The sequence below is a fragment of the Desulfovibrio sp. X2 genome (assembly GCF_000422205.1).
In the GTDB taxonomy this organism is placed as follows: domain Bacteria; phylum Desulfobacterota; class Desulfovibrionia; order Desulfovibrionales; family Desulfovibrionaceae; genus Alkalidesulfovibrio.
In genome coordinates this window covers 1-18,016 of record NZ_ATHV01000022.1, presented here as the reverse complement: position 1 = coordinate 18,016, position 18,016 = coordinate 1, and the positions used below count along the sequence as shown (strand labels likewise).

The following is an 18,016-nucleotide window of genomic DNA, read 5'->3' as shown; positions in this document are numbered from 1 at the left end:
GACGCGCTTTTGCGCACCGGCAAAAACTCGTCTTGACGCCCGCCTCCCCTGCGGGTATCAAACTGCCCTTCCGTTTGGCGCGGAGAGGTACCGAAGTGGCCGTAACGGGCCCGACTCGAAATCGGGTTGTCGGTGTGAGCCGGCACGTGGGTTCGAATCCCACCCTCTCCGCCATTCTTATTCCATCTCTTTTCATCTCCTTTGCCCTTCAAAAAAACGACCTCTTGTTCTGTTGCAAGATGTCTCATTTGATGCCCATCGCGAAATTAGCCCTTGTGACAAAATAAATACTAGTACATAGTAATTTGACTATCATTTCATCTTGAAAAATAAGGTTGCCCCCGATGCGCACTCTTTTTCCTGGCTACTACCGCTACGATCAAGATGAATTCAAGCATCTCTGGCAGAAAGCACTGTTTATTTTTGACGCAAACGTCCTATTGAATTTTTATAGTTACCCGGAAGACCTCAGGGACATATTCTTTTCTGTATTAGAAAAGGTATCCGATAGAATTTGGATCCCATATCACGTAGCCCTTGAGTTTCATAGAAACAAGTTCAATAAGATTAGAGAGGCAAACTTAAAATTAGAAAATTTGCTTCAAACAATAGATAAAACCAGTGATGATTTAAGTAAAGAAATTAGATTGATTGAATTGGAGAAGCGACGGATTGGTGTAGACAACATCCAAGACCGCATTTCAGCTGTACATGAAGCACATAAAAATCTTTCTGAAGCTGCTGCAAAAGCATGTGAGCGATTGCCAGAAATATGTTTAAACGATGAGATCGGGAATCACATTTGTGAACTTTTTCATGGCAGGGTTGGGTCACCACCAAGTGATCAGAATGAAATTGAAAGAATTAATATTGAAGGTCAAAAGCGATACGACAATAGAATACCGCCAGGGCATGAAGACCAAAAGAAAAAAGGCGATGGCCAATTTCATGACAGAGGCATCGTCTATTATAGAAAATATGGAGATTTTATCATATGGAAGCAATTGTTAGGGCATACAGCAACTAACGACATTAAGGATGTAATATTTGTCACAGGAGATAGAAAGGAAGACTGGTGGTGGATTGAGGAAGGGAAAATAATTGGCCCCCAACCTGCACTAGTTCAGGAGATCATGCGGGATGGGAAAGTATCAAACTTTTGGATGTATACAGCAGATCAATTCCTAAAAAGATCCGAAGAATTACTGCAAATAGAAGGGATTACAGATGAAACGATCGCTCAAGTTAAAGATTTTACAGAATCAGAGAAGAGCTTGCCAAAACTTGATAATGAGTCGCGTGTCGCCATTAATGCTATCACATCTTCATTTTTTGATGCTGCCCTAAACGATTTATCGTTTTTAAATAACCAAAGTGGTATTTATCACATAAAAAATAATATTCTAAACACTTGGAAGAATGAATATCAAGATGAAGATGCCGTTTATGCATGGCTACAAGAAACACATGAGAATGTATTTCGAAACAGAACTTTTCCAGATTTCATAGCGCACAGAAATACTAGGACTATTGGGTATGAAGTAAAATATTTGAGAAATTTTGAAAAATTCATCTTTCCCCCTTCAATCATAAATTCCCTCCTTCGTGGATATATGGAAGTTCACGAAGGAAGACTTAGTGAATTTCATGTAATTGCTATTATTAGCGCTGATGATGCCCTTGCTATAATTTCTAATGAAATGATACCAGAACTGCGCAGAAGAGTTTCAAATCTCTTAACAAAATACCCAGCTGACTCTATTATTGTTGGCTGGATTAACGGAGAAGAATTTATCCCTCTTCTTTTTTAGGAGCTGTAGATTCAACGCTGACAACTATCCTCTCTTCATTCTGATCAAACGAAAATCTCTGGATTCAAAGTTTTCTATTTTCTACCTAGCCGCATCTTTACGATTCCTGCCCCCTCGTAGTATGAAAACACCGTTCATGCTGTCGAAACCCTGCACAGAAAAGGTGTTCCGATAGTGCCTCACAGCCTGTCCGACAGGCCTTTCCCCTGTTAGGGGAATGATTCGGCCACCGTCCAGGCTGGCTTCGCATATCCGTCGAAAACAGAGGATTCAGACTCTTCCCAATCAGTTTTTCGACCCTACCTTTAAACAGCATTCAGGACTCGAACGTCCTGCAGCGACTTGTGTCTGGACACGAGGGGGAACAATCATGTCCGTTCGTCACGTCGTGCTGAGCGCCGCAGGCGCCGCGGCACTGGCAAGTATCGTCATTCTCGTCTGCCTCATTGCGGAGACGCCCGTCCCGCTCTGGCTCGCGGCCGTGGCCGCGCTTCTGGCCGTGGGCACGCTCGTCGCGGCGGTCGCGCTCGTGAGCGCGCCGCTGGCGAAGCTCCAGACCATGCTGCCCGCCGCTCTGGCCGGGACGCTCGACGCCGCTGCCGCGCTTCCGGGCTCGGGGGAGATGGCCGCTCTCGGCAAGGGACTCGTGGAACTTTCCGCGTGCATCAGCGACACCCGAAAAACCGTGCGCGACAAGGAGCGCCTGGCGCTCGAGGCCCAGACCACCTGCACCGAGGCCATCGCCCAGGCCAAGGAGGCCTCGAGCCTGGCCGAGCATTCGCGCGCCGACTACCTGCTGACCGCCGCAAAGCGGCTGGAGAAGGTCGTCGAGCGCATCCAGCGCTCCGTGTCCTCTCTCTCGGACAGGATGGAGCGCATCTCCGAAGGCGCGGACCTGCAGAAGCAGCGCATGCTGGAGACGGCCACGGCCATGGGCGAGATGAACATGGCCATCACCGACATCTCCAAGAGCTCGTCCGAGGCCTCCCTGAGCGTGGAGAACGCCAAGGAGCAGGCCGACCAGAGCGCCAAGATCGTGGGCGAGGCCATCGCGGCCATCGCCACGGTCAACGAGGCCACATCGAGCCTGCGCAGCGACATGGGCAGCCTCGGCGAGCAGGCCAAGTCCATCGACCGCATCATCAACGTGATCAACGACATCGCGGACCAGACCAACCTGCTGGCGCTGAACGCGGCCATCGAGGCCGCGCGGGCGGGCGACGCGGGGCGCGGCTTCGCCGTGGTGGCCGACGAGGTGCGCAAGCTGGCCGAGAAGACCATGAACGCGACCAAGGAGGTCGGCGACTCCATCATCGCCATCCAGAACTCCGTGCAGGCCAACGTGGGCCAGATGGACGCGGCCGTGCACCACACCGACGACGCGGCCAGCCTCGCGCACGACTCCGGAGAGGCCACGCAGGAGATCCTGCGCTTCGCCGAGGAGAACACGATGATGATCCATGCCATAGCCGCGGCCTCGGAGGAGCAGTCGGTCAGCTCCGTGCACATCAGCCGGGCCATCGAGGAGACCGAAAAGGTGGCGGGCGAGATATCCGACGGCATCCACGACTCCACGCGCGCGGTGCAGGAGATCTCCGACCTCTCGCACGAACTCTCACTGCTCCTTTCCGACCTCAAGAGCGGCATGAGCCTGGACACGCTGATGCCCTGGAACAGCACCCTGGCCACCGGAGTGAAGATCATCGACGAGCAGCACAGGAAGCTCGTGGACATGATCAACGGCCTGTACACGGCCATGAAGTCCGGCCAGGGGCGCAGCGCCATGCAGGGCCTGCTGGACGGGCTGGCCCAGTATACGGTGCAGCACTTCGCCACCGAGGAGAAGTACTTCGACAAGTTCGGCTACGCCGAGAAGGCCGGACACAAGCGCGCCCACGCCGAACTCACGGGCCAGGTCCTGGACTTCGTCGGCAAGGTCAAATCCGGCGAGGCCGATGTGACCATGGAACTCATGAACTTCCTGCGCGACTGGCTGATCAACCACATCGTCAAGACCGACAAACGCTACGCGAAGTTCTTCCTGGACAACGGGCTCGAAGCGGCCTGAGGCCGACGAGACAGGAAAGAAGGAAAGGCGCCCCTGCCGCTGATCGCGGCAGGGGCGCCTTTTCTTTGTAAAAGCGGGCCGAACTCAGCCCAGGTATGCCTTCTTGACCCGCTCGTCGGCCATGAGAATCTTGGCGTCGCCTTCCACGACCAGGCTGCCTGCCTCGAGCACGTAAGCACGGTGCGCCGCCTGCATGGCCAGATGGGCGTTCTGCTCCACGAGCAGGATGGTCGTGCCTTCGCGGTTCAGCGCCGCGATGATCTCGAAGATCTCCTCCACCACGATGGGCGCGAGGCCGAGCGAGGGCTCGTCCAGCAGGAGCAGGCGGGGCCTGCTCATGACCGCGCGGGCGATGGCCAGCATCTGCTGCTCGCCGCCCGAAAGCGTGCCCGCGGGCTGGCGCTCGCGCTCGCGCAGCCTGGGGAAGAGGGAGAACATGCGTTCCAGATCCTCGGCTACCGCGACGGCGTCGTCGCGGATGTAGGCGCCGAGCTCCAGGTTGTCGCGCACGGTGAGCTTGGCCAGCACCTGGCGGCCCTCCGGGCTGTGCGCGATGCCGAGCCGCACGACCTTGTCGGGCCCGAGCCCGGCGATGTCGCGCCCCTCGAAGCGGATGGCGCCCTTCTTGACACGCAGAAGCCTGGACACGGCGCGCAGGATGGTGGTCTTGCCCGCGCCGTTGGCGCCGATGAGCGTGACGATCTCACCCTCGTTCACGCGCAGGCTGACGTCCTCCACGGCCGCGACCGGACCGTAGGAAATGCTCACATGATCGAGCTCAAGCATGGGATTCTCCCAAAGCGGACTCACCCAGATAGGCCTGCACGACCTTCTCGTCGTCCTGCACTTCCTCAGGCGTGCCCAGAGCGATGAGCTCGCCGAAGTTGAGCACCGCGATGCGGTCGCACAGCCCCATGACCATGGGCACGTGGTGCTCGATGAGCAGGACCGTGAGAGAGAACGTCTCGCGTATCTCGCGGATGAATCCGGACAGGGCCTGCTTTTCCGAGGGGTTCATGCCCGCGGCGGGCTCGTCCAGAAGGAGCAGGCGCGGCGAGAGCGCCAGGGCGCGGGCGATCTCGAGGCGGCGGCGGTCGCCGTAAGGCAGGCTGCCCGCGGCGCGCTCCGCCCGGGACTCGAGCCCCACGAGGCGCAGAAGCTCCCAGGCCCGCTCGCGGCCTTCGTCCTCCTCGCGCCGGGCCGCGGAGAGGCCCACCACCTGGCTCCACAGTCCGGAGCGCAGCCGGCACTGCCCGGGCACGCGCACGTTGTCCAGGACGCTCATGCCCGCGAACAGGCGGATGTTCTGGAACGTCCGGCCGATGCCGAGGCGGGCGATCTCCTCCGGGATGAGCCCGGCGAGGTCGCGCCCCGCAAAGGCCACCCGGCCGGAAGTCGGCCGGGTCATGCCCGTGAGCATGTTGAAGAAGGTGGTCTTGCCCGCTCCGTTGGGACCGATGAGGCCGAAGATCGAGCCCTCCTCGATGGACAGCGAGACACCGGCCACGGCCGTCAGGCCGCCGAAGGACTTGGTCAGGTCCGAGACTTCGAGGATGGCGCTCATGCCCCCTCCCCTTCCGGCTTGCGGCGGAGCGTGATCCCGGCCAGGCCGCGCGGCAGGTAGACGCAGGCCAGCACCAGGACCAGGCCGTTCAGGATGAGGCGCGAGTCGCGCAGCGGCCTGAGCACCTCGGGCAGGGCCACGAGCAACGCGGCGCCGAGCAGCGGACCCCACTTGGAGCGGCTGCCGCCGATGAGCACGTAGGCCAGGCAGGCCACCGAGGCGTCGAAGGTGCCCTGGCGCGCGTTCCAGGTATTCAGGAAGGGAGCACTCATGGCCCCGGTCACGCCCGCCACGGCGCAGCCGATGGTGAAGGCCGCCACCTTGCTGCGCGTGGTGCGCACGCCCATGGCCCCGGCCGCGAGTTCGTCCTCGCGGATCGACATGAAGTCGCGTCCCGCGCCCACCCGCTCGAGCCGGGTCACGAAGACCAGGGTGAGCAGGAGCAGCGGCCCGAAGAACCAGAAGTAGGCGATGCGGCTGTCGAAGGCCTGCGGGATGCCGAAGATGCCCACGGCGCCGCCCGCGATGGGCATGTTCAGCACCACCACGTTGACCACCTGCACGAAGGCGATGGTGGCCAGCGCCAGGTAGATGCCCCGGAGCCTGAGCGCCGGAAAGCCCACGGCCACGCCGAGGACCACGGAGAGCGCCAGGGCGAACAGCCATTCCACCGGGTACATGCACCAGCCGAGCGCCGCGCGCCACGCCGTAAAGGCCGGGTGCGTGCCCATGATCGCGGCCACGTAGCCGCCCAGCGAATAGAAGCCGATGGAGGCCAGGCTCAGCTGCCCGGCCATGAGCGGGAAGTAGAGCGAGTAGCCGAGCAACGCCTGCTGCAGGATGGAGATGATCAGAAAGCCGTAGAGGTCGAGAAAGGTTCCCATGGCCGCCCCCTAGACCTTCTGCTCTGTCTTGCCGCCAAGGATGCCCTGTGGCCGGACGAGGAGGATGATGAAGAGCAGCGCATAGGGCACGGCCTCCTTGAAGGAGGAGAGGTCCGGCGGCAGGAAGGCCTCGGCCAGGCCGATGAGCAGCCCGCCGAGCACGGAGCCCGGAATGGAGCCGAGCCCGCCGAGCACGATGACCGCCAGCCCCTTCAGGCCGTAGGAGACGCCGAAATAGGGCCCGGCGAGGCCGAAGCTGACGCCGATGAGCGTGCCCGCGAGGCCGCCGAGCAGGCCGGAGATGAAGAAGGTGCCCATGATGAAGAGATCCACGTTGATGCCGAGCAGGCTTGCGGTGTCCGGGTTCTCCGCCGTGGCCAGGAGCGCCTTGCCCGACTTGGTACCGTGGATGCCCCAGACCAGCAGGCCGAGCATGAGCATGCTCACGCCGAAGAGGACCACCTGAACGGTGCGCACGATGACCGGCTTGCCGCCGACCTTGAAGATCACGGCCGCGGGCAGGGAGCCGAGCACGCCCTGGGGAAAGGAGTAGATCTCCGCGCCGAAGACGTACTGGATGCAGTTGACCAGGATGAGCGCCACGCCCAGGCTCGAGACCAGGGCCAGCAGGGCGTCGGCCTGGCGCTCGCGCAGGGGCTTGAAGGCCAGCCGCTCGACGAGCAGGCCCGCGAGACCCGCCAGGACGGTTCCGACCAGGAGCGCCAGGGGAAAGGGCAGCGTGAAGGGCAGCGCCTTCCCCGCGAGCATGCCGTTGATGCCGAAATGGCCCACGGCCAGGATGTAGGTCAGGTACGCGCCGAGGGTGAAGACCGCGCCGTGGGCGAAGTTGATGATCCCGAGAATCGAGAAGACCAGTGTGTAGCCCAGTGCGAAGATGGCATAGACCGAGCCCATGCTCAGGCCGTTGAGCAGATTCTGGACGAACCAGGAAAGTGTCATGGGAGCGCCGAAACGGCGGGGGAAGGCGGATGCCGCCTTCCCCCGCGCGAAGTCTTATATGTTAGCGGGGAAGCAGCACGAATTTGCCGCTGGAGCCGTCTTGCGCCATATGGATCTGGGAGACGTAGAAATCCTTCTGCTGGACCTCGCCCTGCTTGTTCATGCTGATCTCGCCGAGCGGGGTCATGACCGAGCCCTGGCGCAACGCGGCGTTCAGGGCGGTGCGCACCTGGGCCAGGTCCATGTCGTTCACCTTCTTCTTGGCGGCGGTGCCCACCTTGCGCAGGGCTTCCACCACGACCTGCACGGCGGCGAAGGACTGGGCCGAGAACTGGGCCGGAGCCTTCTTGTAGGCCTTCTCGAAGGCGGCCACGAAGGCCTTGTTGACCGGGTTGTCGGCCTCGGGGCTGTAGGCCTGGGCCACGAGGATGCCCTCGCACAGGGAGCCGCAGACTGGGAACATGTTGGGCGAGTTGAGCCCGTTGCCGCCCACGATGGGGCCGGAGAAGCCGAACTGGCGCAGCTGCTTGACCAGGTTGCCGGAGTCGGCGGCCAGGCCCGAGATGACGACCATGTCGGCCTCGGCCCCGAGCACCGCGGTGACCTGGGTGGTGAAGTCGGTGTCCGTGGTCTGGAAGCGCTGCACGGTCACGATCTGAAGCCCCAGGCTCTTGATGGCATCCTGGAAGACGCCGGTCTCGGAGGTCGAGAAGGCGTCGTTCTGGGCGAAGAGCACGGCCACCTTCTTGACACCCGGGTGCAGGGCCAGGGCCTTCTTCAGGGAAACGGGCGCGACCACGGTCATGGGGGCGGAGATGCGGCCGATGTACTCGCCGATCTCGGGGATGCCCTTGGCCGTGTTGGAGGGGGCGATGACCGGAACCTTGGCGCGCTCGGCCAGAGGGTCGGCGGCAAAGGCCTGCTGGGAAAGCGTCGGACCCACGATGGCCACGACCTTGCCCTGGGTGATCAGGTTCTGGAAAGCGTTGACCGCGCCGGCCTCGTCGCCGCCGGTATCCTGGAAGATGAGCTTCACGGGAACGCCGTTCACGCCGCCGTTGGCGTTCAGATACTCCTCGGCGATCTTGGCGCCGTTCACCTGCTCCTGCCCGAAGAGGGCGATGTTCGTGGTCTGGGCCACGGCGATGCCGATGGGGATGGGGGAACCCACGGTGTCGGCCCGAGCGGGCACGGCCATCGCCAGCAGCAAAGCCATGATCAATACGATGCGGGACATGCTCTCCTCCGTCAGATATGCGGTAGCAACCGAAGCGTGATAAATCGGCGCAAACTTCCGGCCTTGTCAAGCTGAGAAACGCCTGTGCGCAACAGGAATCGGCATTTTATCCAAAAATGGCAAGATACCGTTTTCGTCTGTCCCGGGCGCCCGTTCAGAGCAAAACGACACGGCCCCTCAGGTTGTGGGCCGGAAATTATTCTGCTAGAGGCCAGCGCCATGGGGCGAAGCCCCGTCCCGGGGCGCCGGAGCCCATGCCCCGCACAAGGAACACGCATGACGACCCCGTTCACTCTTTTCATAGAGACCTACATCAAACTTTTCTTTCTGCTCACGCCCTTTTTCGTGCTCTCGGCCTTTCTGTCCATGACGCGCGAAATGGACCTGCGCGCCCGGCGCGCGCTCGCCCTCAGGGTCATGCTGGCCGTGGCCGTGGCCGGCTGCGTGCTTTCGCTGGCGGGCAACGCCATCTTCAACCTCTTCGGCATCACCCTGGACGCCTTCCGCGTCGGCGCGGGCGCCCTGCTCTTCCTGTCCGCCGTCTCCCTGGTGCGTGGGACCAGGGCCGAACAGACGCCGGAGAGCGAGGGCGACATCAGCGTGGTTCCCCTGGCCATTCCCATCACCATCGGTCCGGCCACGGTGGGCGCGCTGCTGGTCATGGGCGCCCAGCTCGAGGCGCCCCTGGAGCGGGCCGTGGAACTCGGCGCCTTCGTCGCGGCCAGCATCTCCGTGGGCGTCATGCTGCTCGCGGCCACGGCCATCGAGCGCCTGGTCGGCCGCATGGGGCTGACCATCCTCTCCAAGCTGACCGGTCTCATCCTGGCCGCCCTCTCGGCGCAGATCGTCTTCACCGGCATACGCGGGCTGCTGGGCCGCTAGCCGACTCCCCCGCTCCGACGCCCCCGACTCCGCGACGCCGACGACGGGAATGTTACCCGTGTCACATATTGCCGCGGCGTCTTGCCAAGGAGCATCCCTTGCACTAGACCTTGTTTCCAGGAACTGCCCGCTCCAGGAAAACAGCCTATGCTGCCACTCATCAACTCCTCGTATTTCCAGAATCTTGTCGAAGGATTCACCAACGGCGTCCTCATCGTCAACAGCAACGGCGAGGTCTACGTCGCCAACACCGCCGCAGCCCACACCCTGGGCTTCGAACTCGAGGAGTGCACCGGCAGGACGTGGGGCGAGCTGCTGGCAGGCGTGCACTACGCCACGAAACTGGAAGGGTTCATGCATGACGCCGCAGCCATGGACCGCTGCAACCTGCCCTTCTTCACGCCCTACCAGCGGCCGGACGGCCAGACCCGCTACCTGAACCTGACCACCACTCCCCTGGTGGAGTGGCACAAGATGTTCGGGATCATGATCCTGATCACGGACGTCACCTCCCTGCAGCTCCTGCACCAGCGGGAGAAGGCCATCCTGACCGAGAACAACCAGCTGCAGCTCGAACGCTACGAGAGCCTGCACAACATCTCCCAGGCCATCGCCCACCAGATCAGGAACCCCATGCTGACCATCGGCGGCTTCGCCGGACTCCTGCTGCGCCGCGCAGGCAGCAGCGGCGAGCCCTGCCGTCCGGACCTGCTGGAAGGCATCCTGGACGCCTCGCGCCGCCTGGAGGAGATCGTCAACGCGGTCAGCCACTACACCTCGCTCTCGCTCCAGGACCCTCTCCCCACCTCGATCACGCGGCTGATCGAGGAAGCCAGAGCACTGATGGACGAGCAGACCGGAGCCGGAGAGCAGAAGCTCGAATGGGACATCCGCGTGGAGCCTGCCGAGGTGGTACTCGACGTACGCCTCTTCATGGACGCGGCCCGGGAGATCCTGCGAAACGCCCTGGAGGCCCTTTCCCCCCGTCCCCGCGGGGCGGGCCGCATAGCCCTGCGCGGCAGCCGCAACGGCCAGACCTATCTCCTTATCTTCTCGGACAACGGCCAGGGCATCGATCCCGCCCACCTGCCCTACGTCACCGATCCCTTCTTCACTACCAAGGCCGTGGGCGTGGGCATGGGACTGACCAACGTGGAGCGCATCGTGCGCGAGCACAAGGGCACGCTGTTCATCTCCTCGCAACAGGGCAAGGGAACCGCGGTCTCCATCGAGATGCCCCTGGACCTCTCCGTCGTCAACGTTGCGTCCTGAGGCAACCGCGAACGCCGAGGGAGCAACCGTTTTTTGCGCGTCTGAACGCGAAAAGGCCGCGCCGAGCATCTCGGCGCGGCCTTCGCGTCTTTGCTGGTCGGAAGGGACGGTCTAGTCGCGCTTCTTCAGCCAGGGCATCATGGAACGCAGCGAGGCGCCGACCTTCTCGATCTGGTGCTCGGCGTTCATGCGGCGCATGGCGTTGAACCTGGGCTTGCCCGCCATGTTCTCGACGATGAATTCGCGCGCGAACTCGCCCTCCTGGATCTCGGAGAGGATGCGCTTCATCTCCTTCTTGGTCTCGCAGGTGACCACGCGCGGGCCGCGCGTGTAGTCGCCGTACTCGGCGGTGTCGGAGATGGACCAGCGCATCTTGGAGAGGCCGCCCTCGTAGAACAGGTCCACGATGAGCTTCATCTCGTGCATGCACTCGAAGTAGGCGATCTCGGGCTGGTAGCCGGCTTCGACCAGGGTCTCGAAGCCCGCCTTGATGAGCGCGGAGACGCCGCCGCAGAGAACGGCCTGCTCGCCGAAGAGATCGGTCTCGGTCTCTTCCTTGAAGGTGGTCAGGATGACGCCGGAGCGGGTGGCGCCGATGCCCTTGGCGTAGGCCAGGGCCTTCTGCAGGGCCTGCCCGGAGGCGTCCTGCTCCACGGCCACCAGGGCGGGCACGGCGCCGCCCTCGGTGTATGTGCGGCGCACCATGTGGCCCGGGCCCTTGGGCGCGATCATGAAGACGTCCACGTCCTTGGGGGCCACGATCTGGCCGAAGTGCACGTTGAAGCCGTGGCCGAAGGCCAGGGCCTTGCCGGCGGAAAGCCCGGGCTTGATTTCGTTCTCGTAGAGGCTGCGCTGATACTGATCCTGGATGAGGATCATGATCACGTCGGCCTGCTTGGCCGCCTCGGCGGCGGACACGGGCTTGAAGCCGTGCTCCACGGCCAGGTCGTAGTTGGGGCCGCCCGGACGCTGTCCGACGATGACGTTCACGCCGGAGTCGCGCAGGTTCTGGGCGTGGGCGTGTCCCTGGCTGCCGTAGCCGATGATGGCCACGGTCTTGTCCTTCAGCAGTCCGAGATCGGCATCCTGTTCGTAATAGACTTTCATCATTATCCCCTTTTTTTCTGGCGGCCCGAAGGCGAGACGAGACCTGTCGCCGTGTGCGGCAGGCCTCCGCCGTGTTGTCGTTGCTTACGTCCTAGTCCTGCAGGCTGCGCTTGAGCGCCACGGTTCCCGTGCGGGCGATCTCCTTGATCCCGAAGCGCTGCAGCATGCTGAAGATGGCCGAGATCTTCCCCCTGTCGCCGGTGGCCTCGATGGTCAGTTCCTCGGGGCTCACGTCCACGACCTTGCAGCGGAATATGTCCACGATGCGCAGTATCTCGGCACGCCGGGAATCCTCGGCATTGACCTTGAGGAGCACCATCTCGCGCTCGACGGAGATGTGCTCGGTCAGATCCACCACCTTGATGGTCGTCACGAGCTTGCGAAGCTGCTTGACGATCTGCTCGATGATCTGCTCGTCGCCGAAGGTGGTGATGGTCATGATGGACATGCCCCGGTCGAGCGTCGGCCCGACGTTCAGCGACTCGATGTTGAAGCCCCTGCCGCTGAACAGGCCCGCGACGCGCGAAAGCACGCCGGGCTCGTTCTCGACGAGGATGGAGAGAACGTGTCGTTTGCCTTCCATGGTCCCCTCCTACACCAAGAGCATTTCGCCCAGCGACTTTCCGGCCGGGACCATGGGGTAGACGTTTTCTTCCTGGGCCACCCGCACGTCGACGATGACGGTCTTCTTGATGGCGAAGGCCTCTTTCAAAACCTTCTCCACGTCGCGCGAGCGCGTCACGCGGAAGCCGGCCGCGCCGTAGGCCTCGGCGAGCTTCACGAAGTCGGGCTGGGCCTCCATGCAGGTGGAACAGTAGTTCTTCTTGTAGAAGAGCTCCTGCCACTGCCTGACCATGCCGAGGAATCCGTTGTTCAGGATGATGATCTTCACCGGCAGGTTGTAGCAGACGGCCGTGGCCAACTCCTGGATGTTCATCTGGATGGAGCCGTCGCCCGCGATGTCGATGACCAACTGGTCGGGGAAGGCCATCTGGGCGCCGATGGCCGCGGGAAACCCGTAGCCCATGGTCCCGAGCCCGCCCGAGGAGAGGAAGGTGCGCGGCGCCTGGAAGCCGTAGAACTGGGCCGCCCACATCTGGTTCTGGCCCACTTCCGTGGCGATGATCGCCTTGCCCTTGGTCAGCTCGTAGATCTTCTCCACCACGTACTGCGGCTTGACCGCCTCGCCCTTCTTGGGAGGCGTGTACTTGATGGGATGCTCGAGGTCCCAGTCGATGGTCGTCTTGACCCAGGGCTCGTGGGCGCTGACGAAGTCGAAGGCGCCGAGGTCCGACTCGACGATGGCGCGCATCTCGGCCAGCGCCAGCCCCATGTCGGCGACCATGGGCACGTGGACGGCCACGTTCTTCTGGATGGAGGTCGGGTCGATGTCGATGTGCACGAGCTTGGCCTTGGGCGCGAACTCCGCGATCTTGCCGGTGACGCGATCGTCGAAGCGCGCGCCGAGCGCCAGGATCAGGTCGGAGTCCTGGATGGCCTTGTTGGCCGTGAAGGTGCCGTGCATGCCGAGCATGCCGAGCCACAGGGGATCGTCCGCCGGGAAGCAGCCGAGCCCCATGAGCGTGGCCGTGACCGGGATGTGCAGCTTGCGCGCGAGCCAGGTCAGATCCTCGGCCGCATTGGACGAGATCACGCCGCCGCCCGCGTAGATCACGGGCCGCTGGGCCTTCTTGACCAACTCGATGATCTTCTGCAGCTGCCGCTTGTTGGGCTTGATGTTGGGATTGTAGCTGCGCATCTTGATGGCCTCGTCGTCAGGCCAGACGAACTTGATCTTCGCCTGCATGATGTCCTTGGGCAGGTCCACGAGGACCGGTCCCGGACGGCCGGTATGCGCGAGGTAGAAGGCGCGGCGGATGGTCAAGGCGAGGTCCTTGATGTCCTTGACCAGGTAGTTGTGCTTTGTACAGGAGCGGGTGATTCCGACGATGTCCACTTCCTGGAAGGCATCGTTGCCGATGAGGGGAGTGGGCACCTGCCCGGTGATGATGACCACCGGGATGGAATCCATGTAGGCGGTGGCGATGCCGGTGACGGTGTTGGTCGCGCCCGGCCCCGAGGTGACCAGGCAGCAGCCCGTCTTCCCCGAGGCGCGGGCGTAGCCGTCCGCAGCGTGGATCGCACCCTGCTCGTGCCGAACAAGGATATGCTGGATGGGGTGTTTCGGAAGTTCGTCGTAGATGTCGATCACGGCCCCGCCGGGGTAGCCGAAGATGACGTCAACTCCTTCTCGCTTCAAACATTCCAGCAGGATCTGAGCTCCGGTGAGCTCCATTGGGGCCTCCGATCAGTCTTTATATTTATTCAAGACCGCTTGCAGCTTGGTCTTGCCCGCAAGCTTCTTCTTCTTCAGTTCCTTCAGTTCCAGCTCCTCGTTCGGGCTTAGGTAAGGCTTCTTCGATAGCCGATCTAGACGACGTTCGTAATCGAGATGGAGGTCCCACAACGCCTTGAGCTCCGCATCCTGGGCGAGATTCTTTTCAATCAGGGAAAGCTCTTGCGGTTCCATGTGTCCCCCTTGGCAGGGTTTGAGGTTTCTATCGGCCACCGTCCGTCGCCTGCGGCCAGGGCAGGCTGTCGCCCGCCCGGACGAGGAGCGTTTTCTTCCGGGCTGCGTGGCCGCTTGCCAGCTCGATCTGGCTCTGCCTGATGCCGAGCAATGCAGCGAAATAGGCGATCAGGGCCTTGTTCGCCTTGTTGTCGTTCGCCGGGGCGGCCACCCTGATCTTCAGCCGCCCCTGGTACTCTCCCGCCAGGGAGCTCTTGCTCGCTCCCGGCTGCACCCAGATCTCCACCCGGAACTCGCCGGGGGCCGACCTGGTCGCGTAAAACGGCAGATCGCCGTCCACGGCCGTCCTAGGTCGCCTTCTTGAAGAAGGTGAGCTTGGACTCCACGGAGTCGATCTCCTCCTGCTCGCGGCTCTCGAGCTCCAGAAGCTTCTGGTGCGCGTCCAGCAGACTCTTCAGCTTGACCTCGAACTGCGTGCGCTGCCGCTTGAGCTCCACGATGTCGTTGTGGATCTGGGCCAGGCGCAGATGGGCCTGGTTCAGTATCTCCTCGGCCTTGCCCTGGGCCTCGTCCACGATCAGCTGGGCCTCCTTGCGGGCGTTGGCCTTCAGCTGGTCGATCATCTTCTGGGTGGTCATGAGGGTGTCGCGCAGGGTCTGCTCGCGCTGCTTGTGCTCGTCGAGCAGCCCCTCGAGCCGCTCCACGGTCTCCTGCAGGCGCTGGCGCTGGTCGGCCGTCTCGCCCAGGACCTCGGAGACCTCCTGGAGGAAGGCGTCCACCTCGCGCTTGTCGTAGCCTCTGAAACGACGGGAAAAGGTCTTGTTGTCGATGTCGATCTTGGTCAGATGCTGCATGTCGCTCCCTGCATGCGCCCTACATGCGCACGGCGAAGGTATAGAGGGAGGCCACGACGAACCATTTGACGAACTGGATCGCCAGGATGACCACGATGGGCGAGAGGTCTATCCCGCCGACGACGACAAAGGGAACCCAGCGCCGGATGCGGTAGAAGACCGGCTCGGTCATGTTGCGCAGGGCACGGACGATGGGATTGTACGGGTCCGGGTTGACCCAGGACAGCAGTGCGGAAATGATGACGACCCAGAGATACAAGGTAAGGACCAGATCGAGAATCCGGGCTATGGCCCCCACGAAATTCACGCCGAGAACGTCCATTCGACCTCCTGAATGGAATGCAGGGGGCGTCTCCCCGCATTAGTTGATAGAAAAACACACCAATGGCCGCAAATCAAGCGCAAAGTTCGCTCCGGGGCGGCGCTCTCAGGCCGGAAGCTTGTCCGGACAGGCGCGCAGGGCGGCCATCAGACTCTGGAAGCTCGAGACGTGCAGGTCGGCACGCAGGTTCTCGTTCTTGTACGCCCAGAACGGGACCCCCGCGGAATGCGCCGTGCCCTCGTCGACGTCGGAATCGCCGAGGAAGGCGATCTCTTCCTTCTCCATGCCCCAGGTCGCGAGAATCTTGTACAGGCTCTCGGGATGAGGCTTGGGATGGGAGACGGTGCCTGCGGTGACCACGGGCGAAAAGAAGCCCTGCAGACCGAAGTGGTCGATGACCATGTGCATGGTCGTGGTCCGGTTGGTGTTCACGGCCAGGCGCACGCCGCGACCGCGCAGAAAGCTCAGGAATTCCACCAGCCCCGGCTCCATGACCAGGGTGGGCAGGATCTCGCTGTAGTCCATGGAGGCGCGCGCCTCGGGAATGCGGTCGTGCATGCGCTCCGGCGTGATGTGCCGCAGGCATTCGTCCACGGTGCGGACGTGCACGTAGTCCTCCTGCGCCGTGTTCATGGGCGGCAGGCCGAGCTTGCTCAGGTAGAGATTGTAGTAGCTGACGTTCGAATGGCGCGAATCGAGCAGCACGCCGTCGCAGTCGAAGACCAGGCCGCGCAGCAGGGACGGCCTGGCCGCCTCGCAAAGGGATGAACTGGGAAACACGTTGCCGATCCTCTCGCAGGTAATGGTCGTGAACCGCTCCGCCTCAAGAGACGGGAAGAAAATATACCCTGACGCTTCCGCCTTGAGCGCCCTCGCCCGCTCCTGCGGACAGGGCCGCTGCATTGAGCAGGGACAGGGGAACGTCGGCGCACAGGGCGCCCTCGCCGAGCCCGGCATCCCCGGGAGCAGGGACGAGCGCCACGCCCGCCTCGGCCAGGTCGTCGGCCACGGCCTGCTCGCAGGTCACGAACGAGGCCTTGGGCGCGAATACGGCCATGGCCCTCAGCACCGTGCGCCAGGAGGCGGCAAGCTCATCCCTGGCCCGGCTGCGCGAGGCCTCTGCCAGCGCCTCGACAAGCCCGCCGTCGTCCTCGTCGTCCTCGTCCAGGCCGATGGTCCGGCGCAGGGCCTCCATGTCCTCGGAGAGGCTCTCGTCCAGCCGCTCGAGGTCCATGATCCGCTCCTCGAAAGCCCAGGCGAAGAGCAGCGTGGCCTGGGCGGTGAGCGCCGCCTGCCGCACCTTCTCCGCGCTGGAGAGTTCCGACGCGCGTCCGCCTTCCAGGCGCGAGAGCTCGGTGCGGATGGCCAGGGCGGACTCGCCGCCGAGTGGGGCCGGTCCCTGCCGCATGGCCGCGGCCATGTCGTGGACGTCCTTGAAATTCTCGCCGAAGGCCAAGGCCTCGGCCATGTAGGCAGCCGCCGTCCGGGGCTCCATGGGCAGCCCTTCCGGCCTGAAGACGGACCGTTCCCCTCCGCCGGGCGACGGGGCTTTCCCCGGGGCCAGCCCCGGATCGAACGTCACCGCCAGAGCGGGCAGTCCGCTTTTCTGGAGTTCACGATGCAAAAAGGGAAAGGCGAGCAGCATAAATACCTTGATATCAGACGTTCATACGCTTGCCGCGCGGCTGGAACCGGCGGCAGACTCCTTCGCAGCGAGGCAGGGCGCACAGGCAGAGATCGCCCATGAGGTGCACGCACTTGAGCAGCTCGTACTCCCCTCCCCTGCCGAAATGCTCGCAGGGAACGTCCATGCGCAGGAGGGACTGGAAGCGCTTCTCCCAGATGGAGCCGGCGGTCTCGTCCTCCAGGCCGAAGGCCTCGGCGCGCTGGACGAACTCGTCGTACTCCTCCTCCCACTTGCGGACCACGGCGCAACGCCAGGAGGCGTTGTACCCGGGGTTCAGCCGCTCCTCGTACAGGCAGCGCCCGTGCCGGTAGAAACGGCAGGCGTTTCCCGGCATCTGACGCACCTTGTCCGGATGCATCTCGTCCGAGCGCACCTGATCCGGACTCTCCTTGTCACGGCGCGCCTTGCTCATGGATCCCCCTCCCGCGGGCATGCCGTTCAGGCTTGCGGCCGCGAGGTGGTGTAGACTATCCGATCGCCGCGGCCCCGGCAACCCCGCATTCCGCCATTCGCTCCTTGACCGTGGCCGGGACGGCGGTGTAATGCCTGCTGCAAGCTTCAGCCGGAGGATACAGCAATGGGCGGACTGGGCAGCGGAGAATTGCTCATCATCCTTGTGATCGTCGTCATCCTCTTCGGGGCCAACAAGCTCCCGGAGATCGGCAGCGGCATCGGCAAGGCCATCAGGAATTTCAAGAAGTCGACCAGCGAGCCGGACGAGATCGACGTCACCCCCGGCAAACACACGGTGGACAACTCGGCGAAGTCCGAGAAGACGGAACACAAGAATTCCGGCGAATAACCGGTTTGCCTCCTGAACGACGAAGGGCCCCGGACG

The 18,016-nt window shown here is 62.6% G+C and carries 20 protein-coding genes and 1 tRNA gene; 6 read left to right on the top strand and 15 right to left on the bottom strand.

The genetic code is table 11. The features are described from left to right. Positions 1-81: 81 nt before the first annotated feature. The 3 genes from DSX2_RS08535 (at position 82) to DSX2_RS08530 (ending at position 3,879) form a co-directional block, all read left to right on the top strand. Positions 82-174 (top strand) — tRNA-Ser (locus DSX2_RS08535). Positions 175-344: 170 nt separating this feature from the next. Then, entirely contained in the window at positions 345-1,811 is a 1,467-nt protein-coding gene (locus tag DSX2_RS18280; protein ID WP_020879772.1) for a PIN-like domain-containing protein, read from the top strand. 370 nt (positions 1,812-2,181) lie between these two features. Continuing rightward, positions 2,182-3,879, top strand: coding sequence for a bacteriohemerythrin (locus tag DSX2_RS08530; protein WP_020879771.1), 1,698 nt, complete (start codon positions 2,182-2,184; stop codon positions 3,877-3,879). 84 nt (positions 3,880-3,963) lie between these two features. Here the strand turns inward: DSX2_RS08530 and DSX2_RS08525 are convergent, their stop codons facing one another. The 5 genes from DSX2_RS08525 to DSX2_RS08505 all read right to left on the bottom strand — a co-directional run bounded on the left by DSX2_RS08525 (position 3,964) and on the right by DSX2_RS08505 (position 8,524). Next, positions 3,964-4,665 carry an ABC transporter ATP-binding protein gene (locus DSX2_RS08525; RefSeq protein WP_020879770.1) on the bottom strand — a complete coding sequence of 234 codons (702 nt, stop codon included), beginning with the start codon at positions 4,663-4,665 and terminating at the stop codon, positions 3,964-3,966. Further along, on the bottom strand, positions 4,658-5,443 hold the full coding sequence (locus tag DSX2_RS08520; protein WP_020879769.1) for an ABC transporter ATP-binding protein: 786 nt from the start codon (positions 5,441-5,443) through the stop codon (positions 4,658-4,660). Before DSX2_RS08520 ends, DSX2_RS08525 begins: the two co-directional genes overlap by 8 nt. Next, complete coding sequence (locus DSX2_RS08515) at positions 5,440-6,327, bottom strand: branched-chain amino acid ABC transporter permease (RefSeq protein ID WP_020879768.1); 888 nt, start codon at positions 6,325-6,327, stop codon at positions 5,440-5,442. Before DSX2_RS08515 ends, DSX2_RS08520 begins: the two co-directional genes overlap by 4 nt. A gap of 9 nt (positions 6,328-6,336) precedes the next feature. Next, positions 6,337-7,287 (bottom strand): branched-chain amino acid ABC transporter permease, encoded by a 951-nt coding sequence (locus tag DSX2_RS08510; protein WP_020879767.1) that lies wholly within the window; start codon positions 7,285-7,287, stop codon positions 6,337-6,339. 61 nt (positions 7,288-7,348) lie between these two features. After that, positions 7,349-8,524 carry an ABC transporter substrate-binding protein gene (locus DSX2_RS08505; RefSeq protein WP_020879766.1) on the bottom strand — a complete coding sequence of 392 codons (1,176 nt, stop codon included), beginning with the start codon at positions 8,522-8,524 and terminating at the stop codon, positions 7,349-7,351. Between the two features lie 276 nt (positions 8,525-8,800). On the opposite strand from DSX2_RS08505, the gene DSX2_RS08500 reads away from it, so the two are divergent. Beyond that, entirely contained in the window at positions 8,801-9,406 is a 606-nt protein-coding gene (locus DSX2_RS08500) for a MarC family protein (protein WP_020879765.1), read from the top strand. 147 nt (positions 9,407-9,553) lie between these two features. Beyond that, entirely contained in the window at positions 9,554-10,678 is a 1,125-nt protein-coding gene (locus tag DSX2_RS08495; protein ID WP_020879764.1) for a nitrogen regulation protein NR(II), read from the top strand. A gap of 111 nt (positions 10,679-10,789) precedes the next feature. Here DSX2_RS08495 and ilvC read toward each other — a convergent pair whose 3' ends face one another. The 10 genes from ilvC to DSX2_RS08445 form a co-directional block, all read right to left on the bottom strand. Next, the gene (ilvC, locus tag DSX2_RS08490; protein WP_020879763.1) at positions 10,790-11,785 is read right to left on the bottom strand and encodes a ketol-acid reductoisomerase; all 996 of its coding nucleotides are present in this window, start codon (positions 11,783-11,785) and stop codon (positions 10,790-10,792) included. A 91-nt stretch (positions 11,786-11,876) separates the two neighbouring features. Next, entirely contained in the window at positions 11,877-12,368 is a 492-nt protein-coding gene (gene ilvN / locus DSX2_RS08485) for an acetolactate synthase small subunit (protein ID WP_020879762.1), read from the bottom strand. Positions 12,369-12,377: 9 nt separating this feature from the next. Further along, positions 12,378-14,081 (bottom strand): biosynthetic-type acetolactate synthase large subunit, encoded by a 1,704-nt coding sequence (gene ilvB / locus DSX2_RS08480; protein WP_020879761.1) that lies wholly within the window; start codon positions 14,079-14,081, stop codon positions 12,378-12,380. Positions 14,082-14,093: 12 nt separating this feature from the next. Continuing rightward, entirely contained in the window at positions 14,094-14,315 is a 222-nt protein-coding gene (locus tag DSX2_RS08475; protein WP_020879760.1) for a DUF465 domain-containing protein, read from the bottom strand. A gap of 28 nt (positions 14,316-14,343) precedes the next feature. Further along, positions 14,344-14,655: a DUF167 domain-containing protein gene (locus tag DSX2_RS08470; RefSeq protein WP_020879759.1), complete on the bottom strand. Its 312-nt coding sequence runs from the start codon at positions 14,653-14,655 to the stop codon at positions 14,344-14,346. 7 nt (positions 14,656-14,662) lie between these two features. Next, on the bottom strand, positions 14,663-15,169 hold the full coding sequence (locus DSX2_RS08465; RefSeq protein WP_020879758.1) for a DivIVA domain-containing protein: 507 nt from the start codon (positions 15,167-15,169) through the stop codon (positions 14,663-14,665). A gap of 19 nt (positions 15,170-15,188) precedes the next feature. Beyond that, positions 15,189-15,491: a YggT family protein gene (locus DSX2_RS08460; RefSeq protein WP_020879757.1), complete on the bottom strand. Its 303-nt coding sequence runs from the start codon at positions 15,489-15,491 to the stop codon at positions 15,189-15,191. Between the two features lie 105 nt (positions 15,492-15,596). After that, the gene (locus tag DSX2_RS08455; protein WP_020879756.1) at positions 15,597-16,271 is read right to left on the bottom strand and encodes an HAD family hydrolase; all 675 of its coding nucleotides are present in this window, start codon (positions 16,269-16,271) and stop codon (positions 15,597-15,599) included. A 43-nt stretch (positions 16,272-16,314) separates the two neighbouring features. Then, positions 16,315-16,986 (bottom strand): hypothetical protein, encoded by a 672-nt coding sequence (locus DSX2_RS08450; RefSeq protein ID WP_035041449.1) that lies wholly within the window; start codon positions 16,984-16,986, stop codon positions 16,315-16,317. A gap of 163 nt (positions 16,987-17,149) precedes the next feature. Further along, positions 17,150-17,590, bottom strand: a complete 441-nt coding sequence (locus DSX2_RS08445) for a hypothetical protein (RefSeq protein WP_020879754.1) — start codon at positions 17,588-17,590, stop codon at positions 17,150-17,152. 165 nt (positions 17,591-17,755) lie between these two features. Here DSX2_RS08445 and DSX2_RS08440 point away from each other — a divergent pair, with 165 nt between their 5' ends. Then, positions 17,756-17,980 carry a twin-arginine translocase TatA/TatE family subunit gene (locus DSX2_RS08440; protein ID WP_020879753.1) on the top strand — a complete coding sequence of 75 codons (225 nt, stop codon included), beginning with the start codon at positions 17,756-17,758 and terminating at the stop codon, positions 17,978-17,980. Positions 17,981-18,016 lie beyond the last annotated feature (36 nt).

Bases quoted from the DNA above. Each gene is read 5' to 3' on its own strand.
- DSX2_RS18280 (WP_020879772.1), top strand. From the start codon at position 345: ATGCGCACTCTTTTTCCTGGCTACTACCGCTACGATCAAGATGAATTC.
- DSX2_RS08530 (WP_020879771.1), top strand. From the start codon at position 2,182: ATGTCCGTTCGTCACGTCGTGCTGAGCGCCGCAGGCGCCGCGGCACTG.
- DSX2_RS08525 (WP_020879770.1), bottom strand. From the start codon at position 4,665: ATGCTTGAGCTCGATCATGTGAGCATTTCCTACGGTCCGGTCGCGGCC.
- DSX2_RS08520 (WP_020879769.1), bottom strand. From the start codon at position 5,443: ATGAGCGCCATCCTCGAAGTCTCGGACCTGACCAAGTCCTTCGGCGGC.
- DSX2_RS08515 (WP_020879768.1), bottom strand. From the start codon at position 6,327: ATGGGAACCTTTCTCGACCTCTACGGCTTTCTGATCATCTCCATCCTG.
- DSX2_RS08510 (WP_020879767.1), bottom strand. From the start codon at position 7,287: ATGACACTTTCCTGGTTCGTCCAGAATCTGCTCAACGGCCTGAGCATG.
- DSX2_RS08505 (WP_020879766.1), bottom strand. From the start codon at position 8,524: ATGTCCCGCATCGTATTGATCATGGCTTTGCTGCTGGCGATGGCCGTG.
- DSX2_RS08500 (WP_020879765.1), top strand. From the start codon at position 8,801: ATGACGACCCCGTTCACTCTTTTCATAGAGACCTACATCAAACTTTTC.
- DSX2_RS08495 (WP_020879764.1), top strand. From the start codon at position 9,554: ATGCTGCCACTCATCAACTCCTCGTATTTCCAGAATCTTGTCGAAGGA.
- ilvC (WP_020879763.1), bottom strand. From the start codon at position 11,785: ATGAAAGTCTATTACGAACAGGATGCCGATCTCGGACTGCTGAAGGAC.
- ilvN (WP_020879762.1), bottom strand. From the start codon at position 12,368: ATGGAAGGCAAACGACACGTTCTCTCCATCCTCGTCGAGAACGAGCCC.
- ilvB (WP_020879761.1), bottom strand. From the start codon at position 14,081: ATGGAGCTCACCGGAGCTCAGATCCTGCTGGAATGTTTGAAGCGAGAA.
- DSX2_RS08475 (WP_020879760.1), bottom strand. From the start codon at position 14,315: ATGGAACCGCAAGAGCTTTCCCTGATTGAAAAGAATCTCGCCCAGGAT.
- DSX2_RS08465 (WP_020879758.1), bottom strand. From the start codon at position 15,169: ATGCAGCATCTGACCAAGATCGACATCGACAACAAGACCTTTTCCCGT.
- DSX2_RS08460 (WP_020879757.1), bottom strand. From the start codon at position 15,491: ATGGACGTTCTCGGCGTGAATTTCGTGGGGGCCATAGCCCGGATTCTC.
- DSX2_RS08450 (WP_035041449.1), bottom strand. From the start codon at position 16,986: ATGGAGCCCCGGACGGCGGCTGCCTACATGGCCGAGGCCTTGGCCTTC.
- DSX2_RS08445 (WP_020879754.1), bottom strand. From the start codon at position 17,590: ATGAGCAAGGCGCGCCGTGACAAGGAGAGTCCGGATCAGGTGCGCTCG.
- DSX2_RS08440 (WP_020879753.1), top strand. From the start codon at position 17,756: ATGGGCGGACTGGGCAGCGGAGAATTGCTCATCATCCTTGTGATCGTC.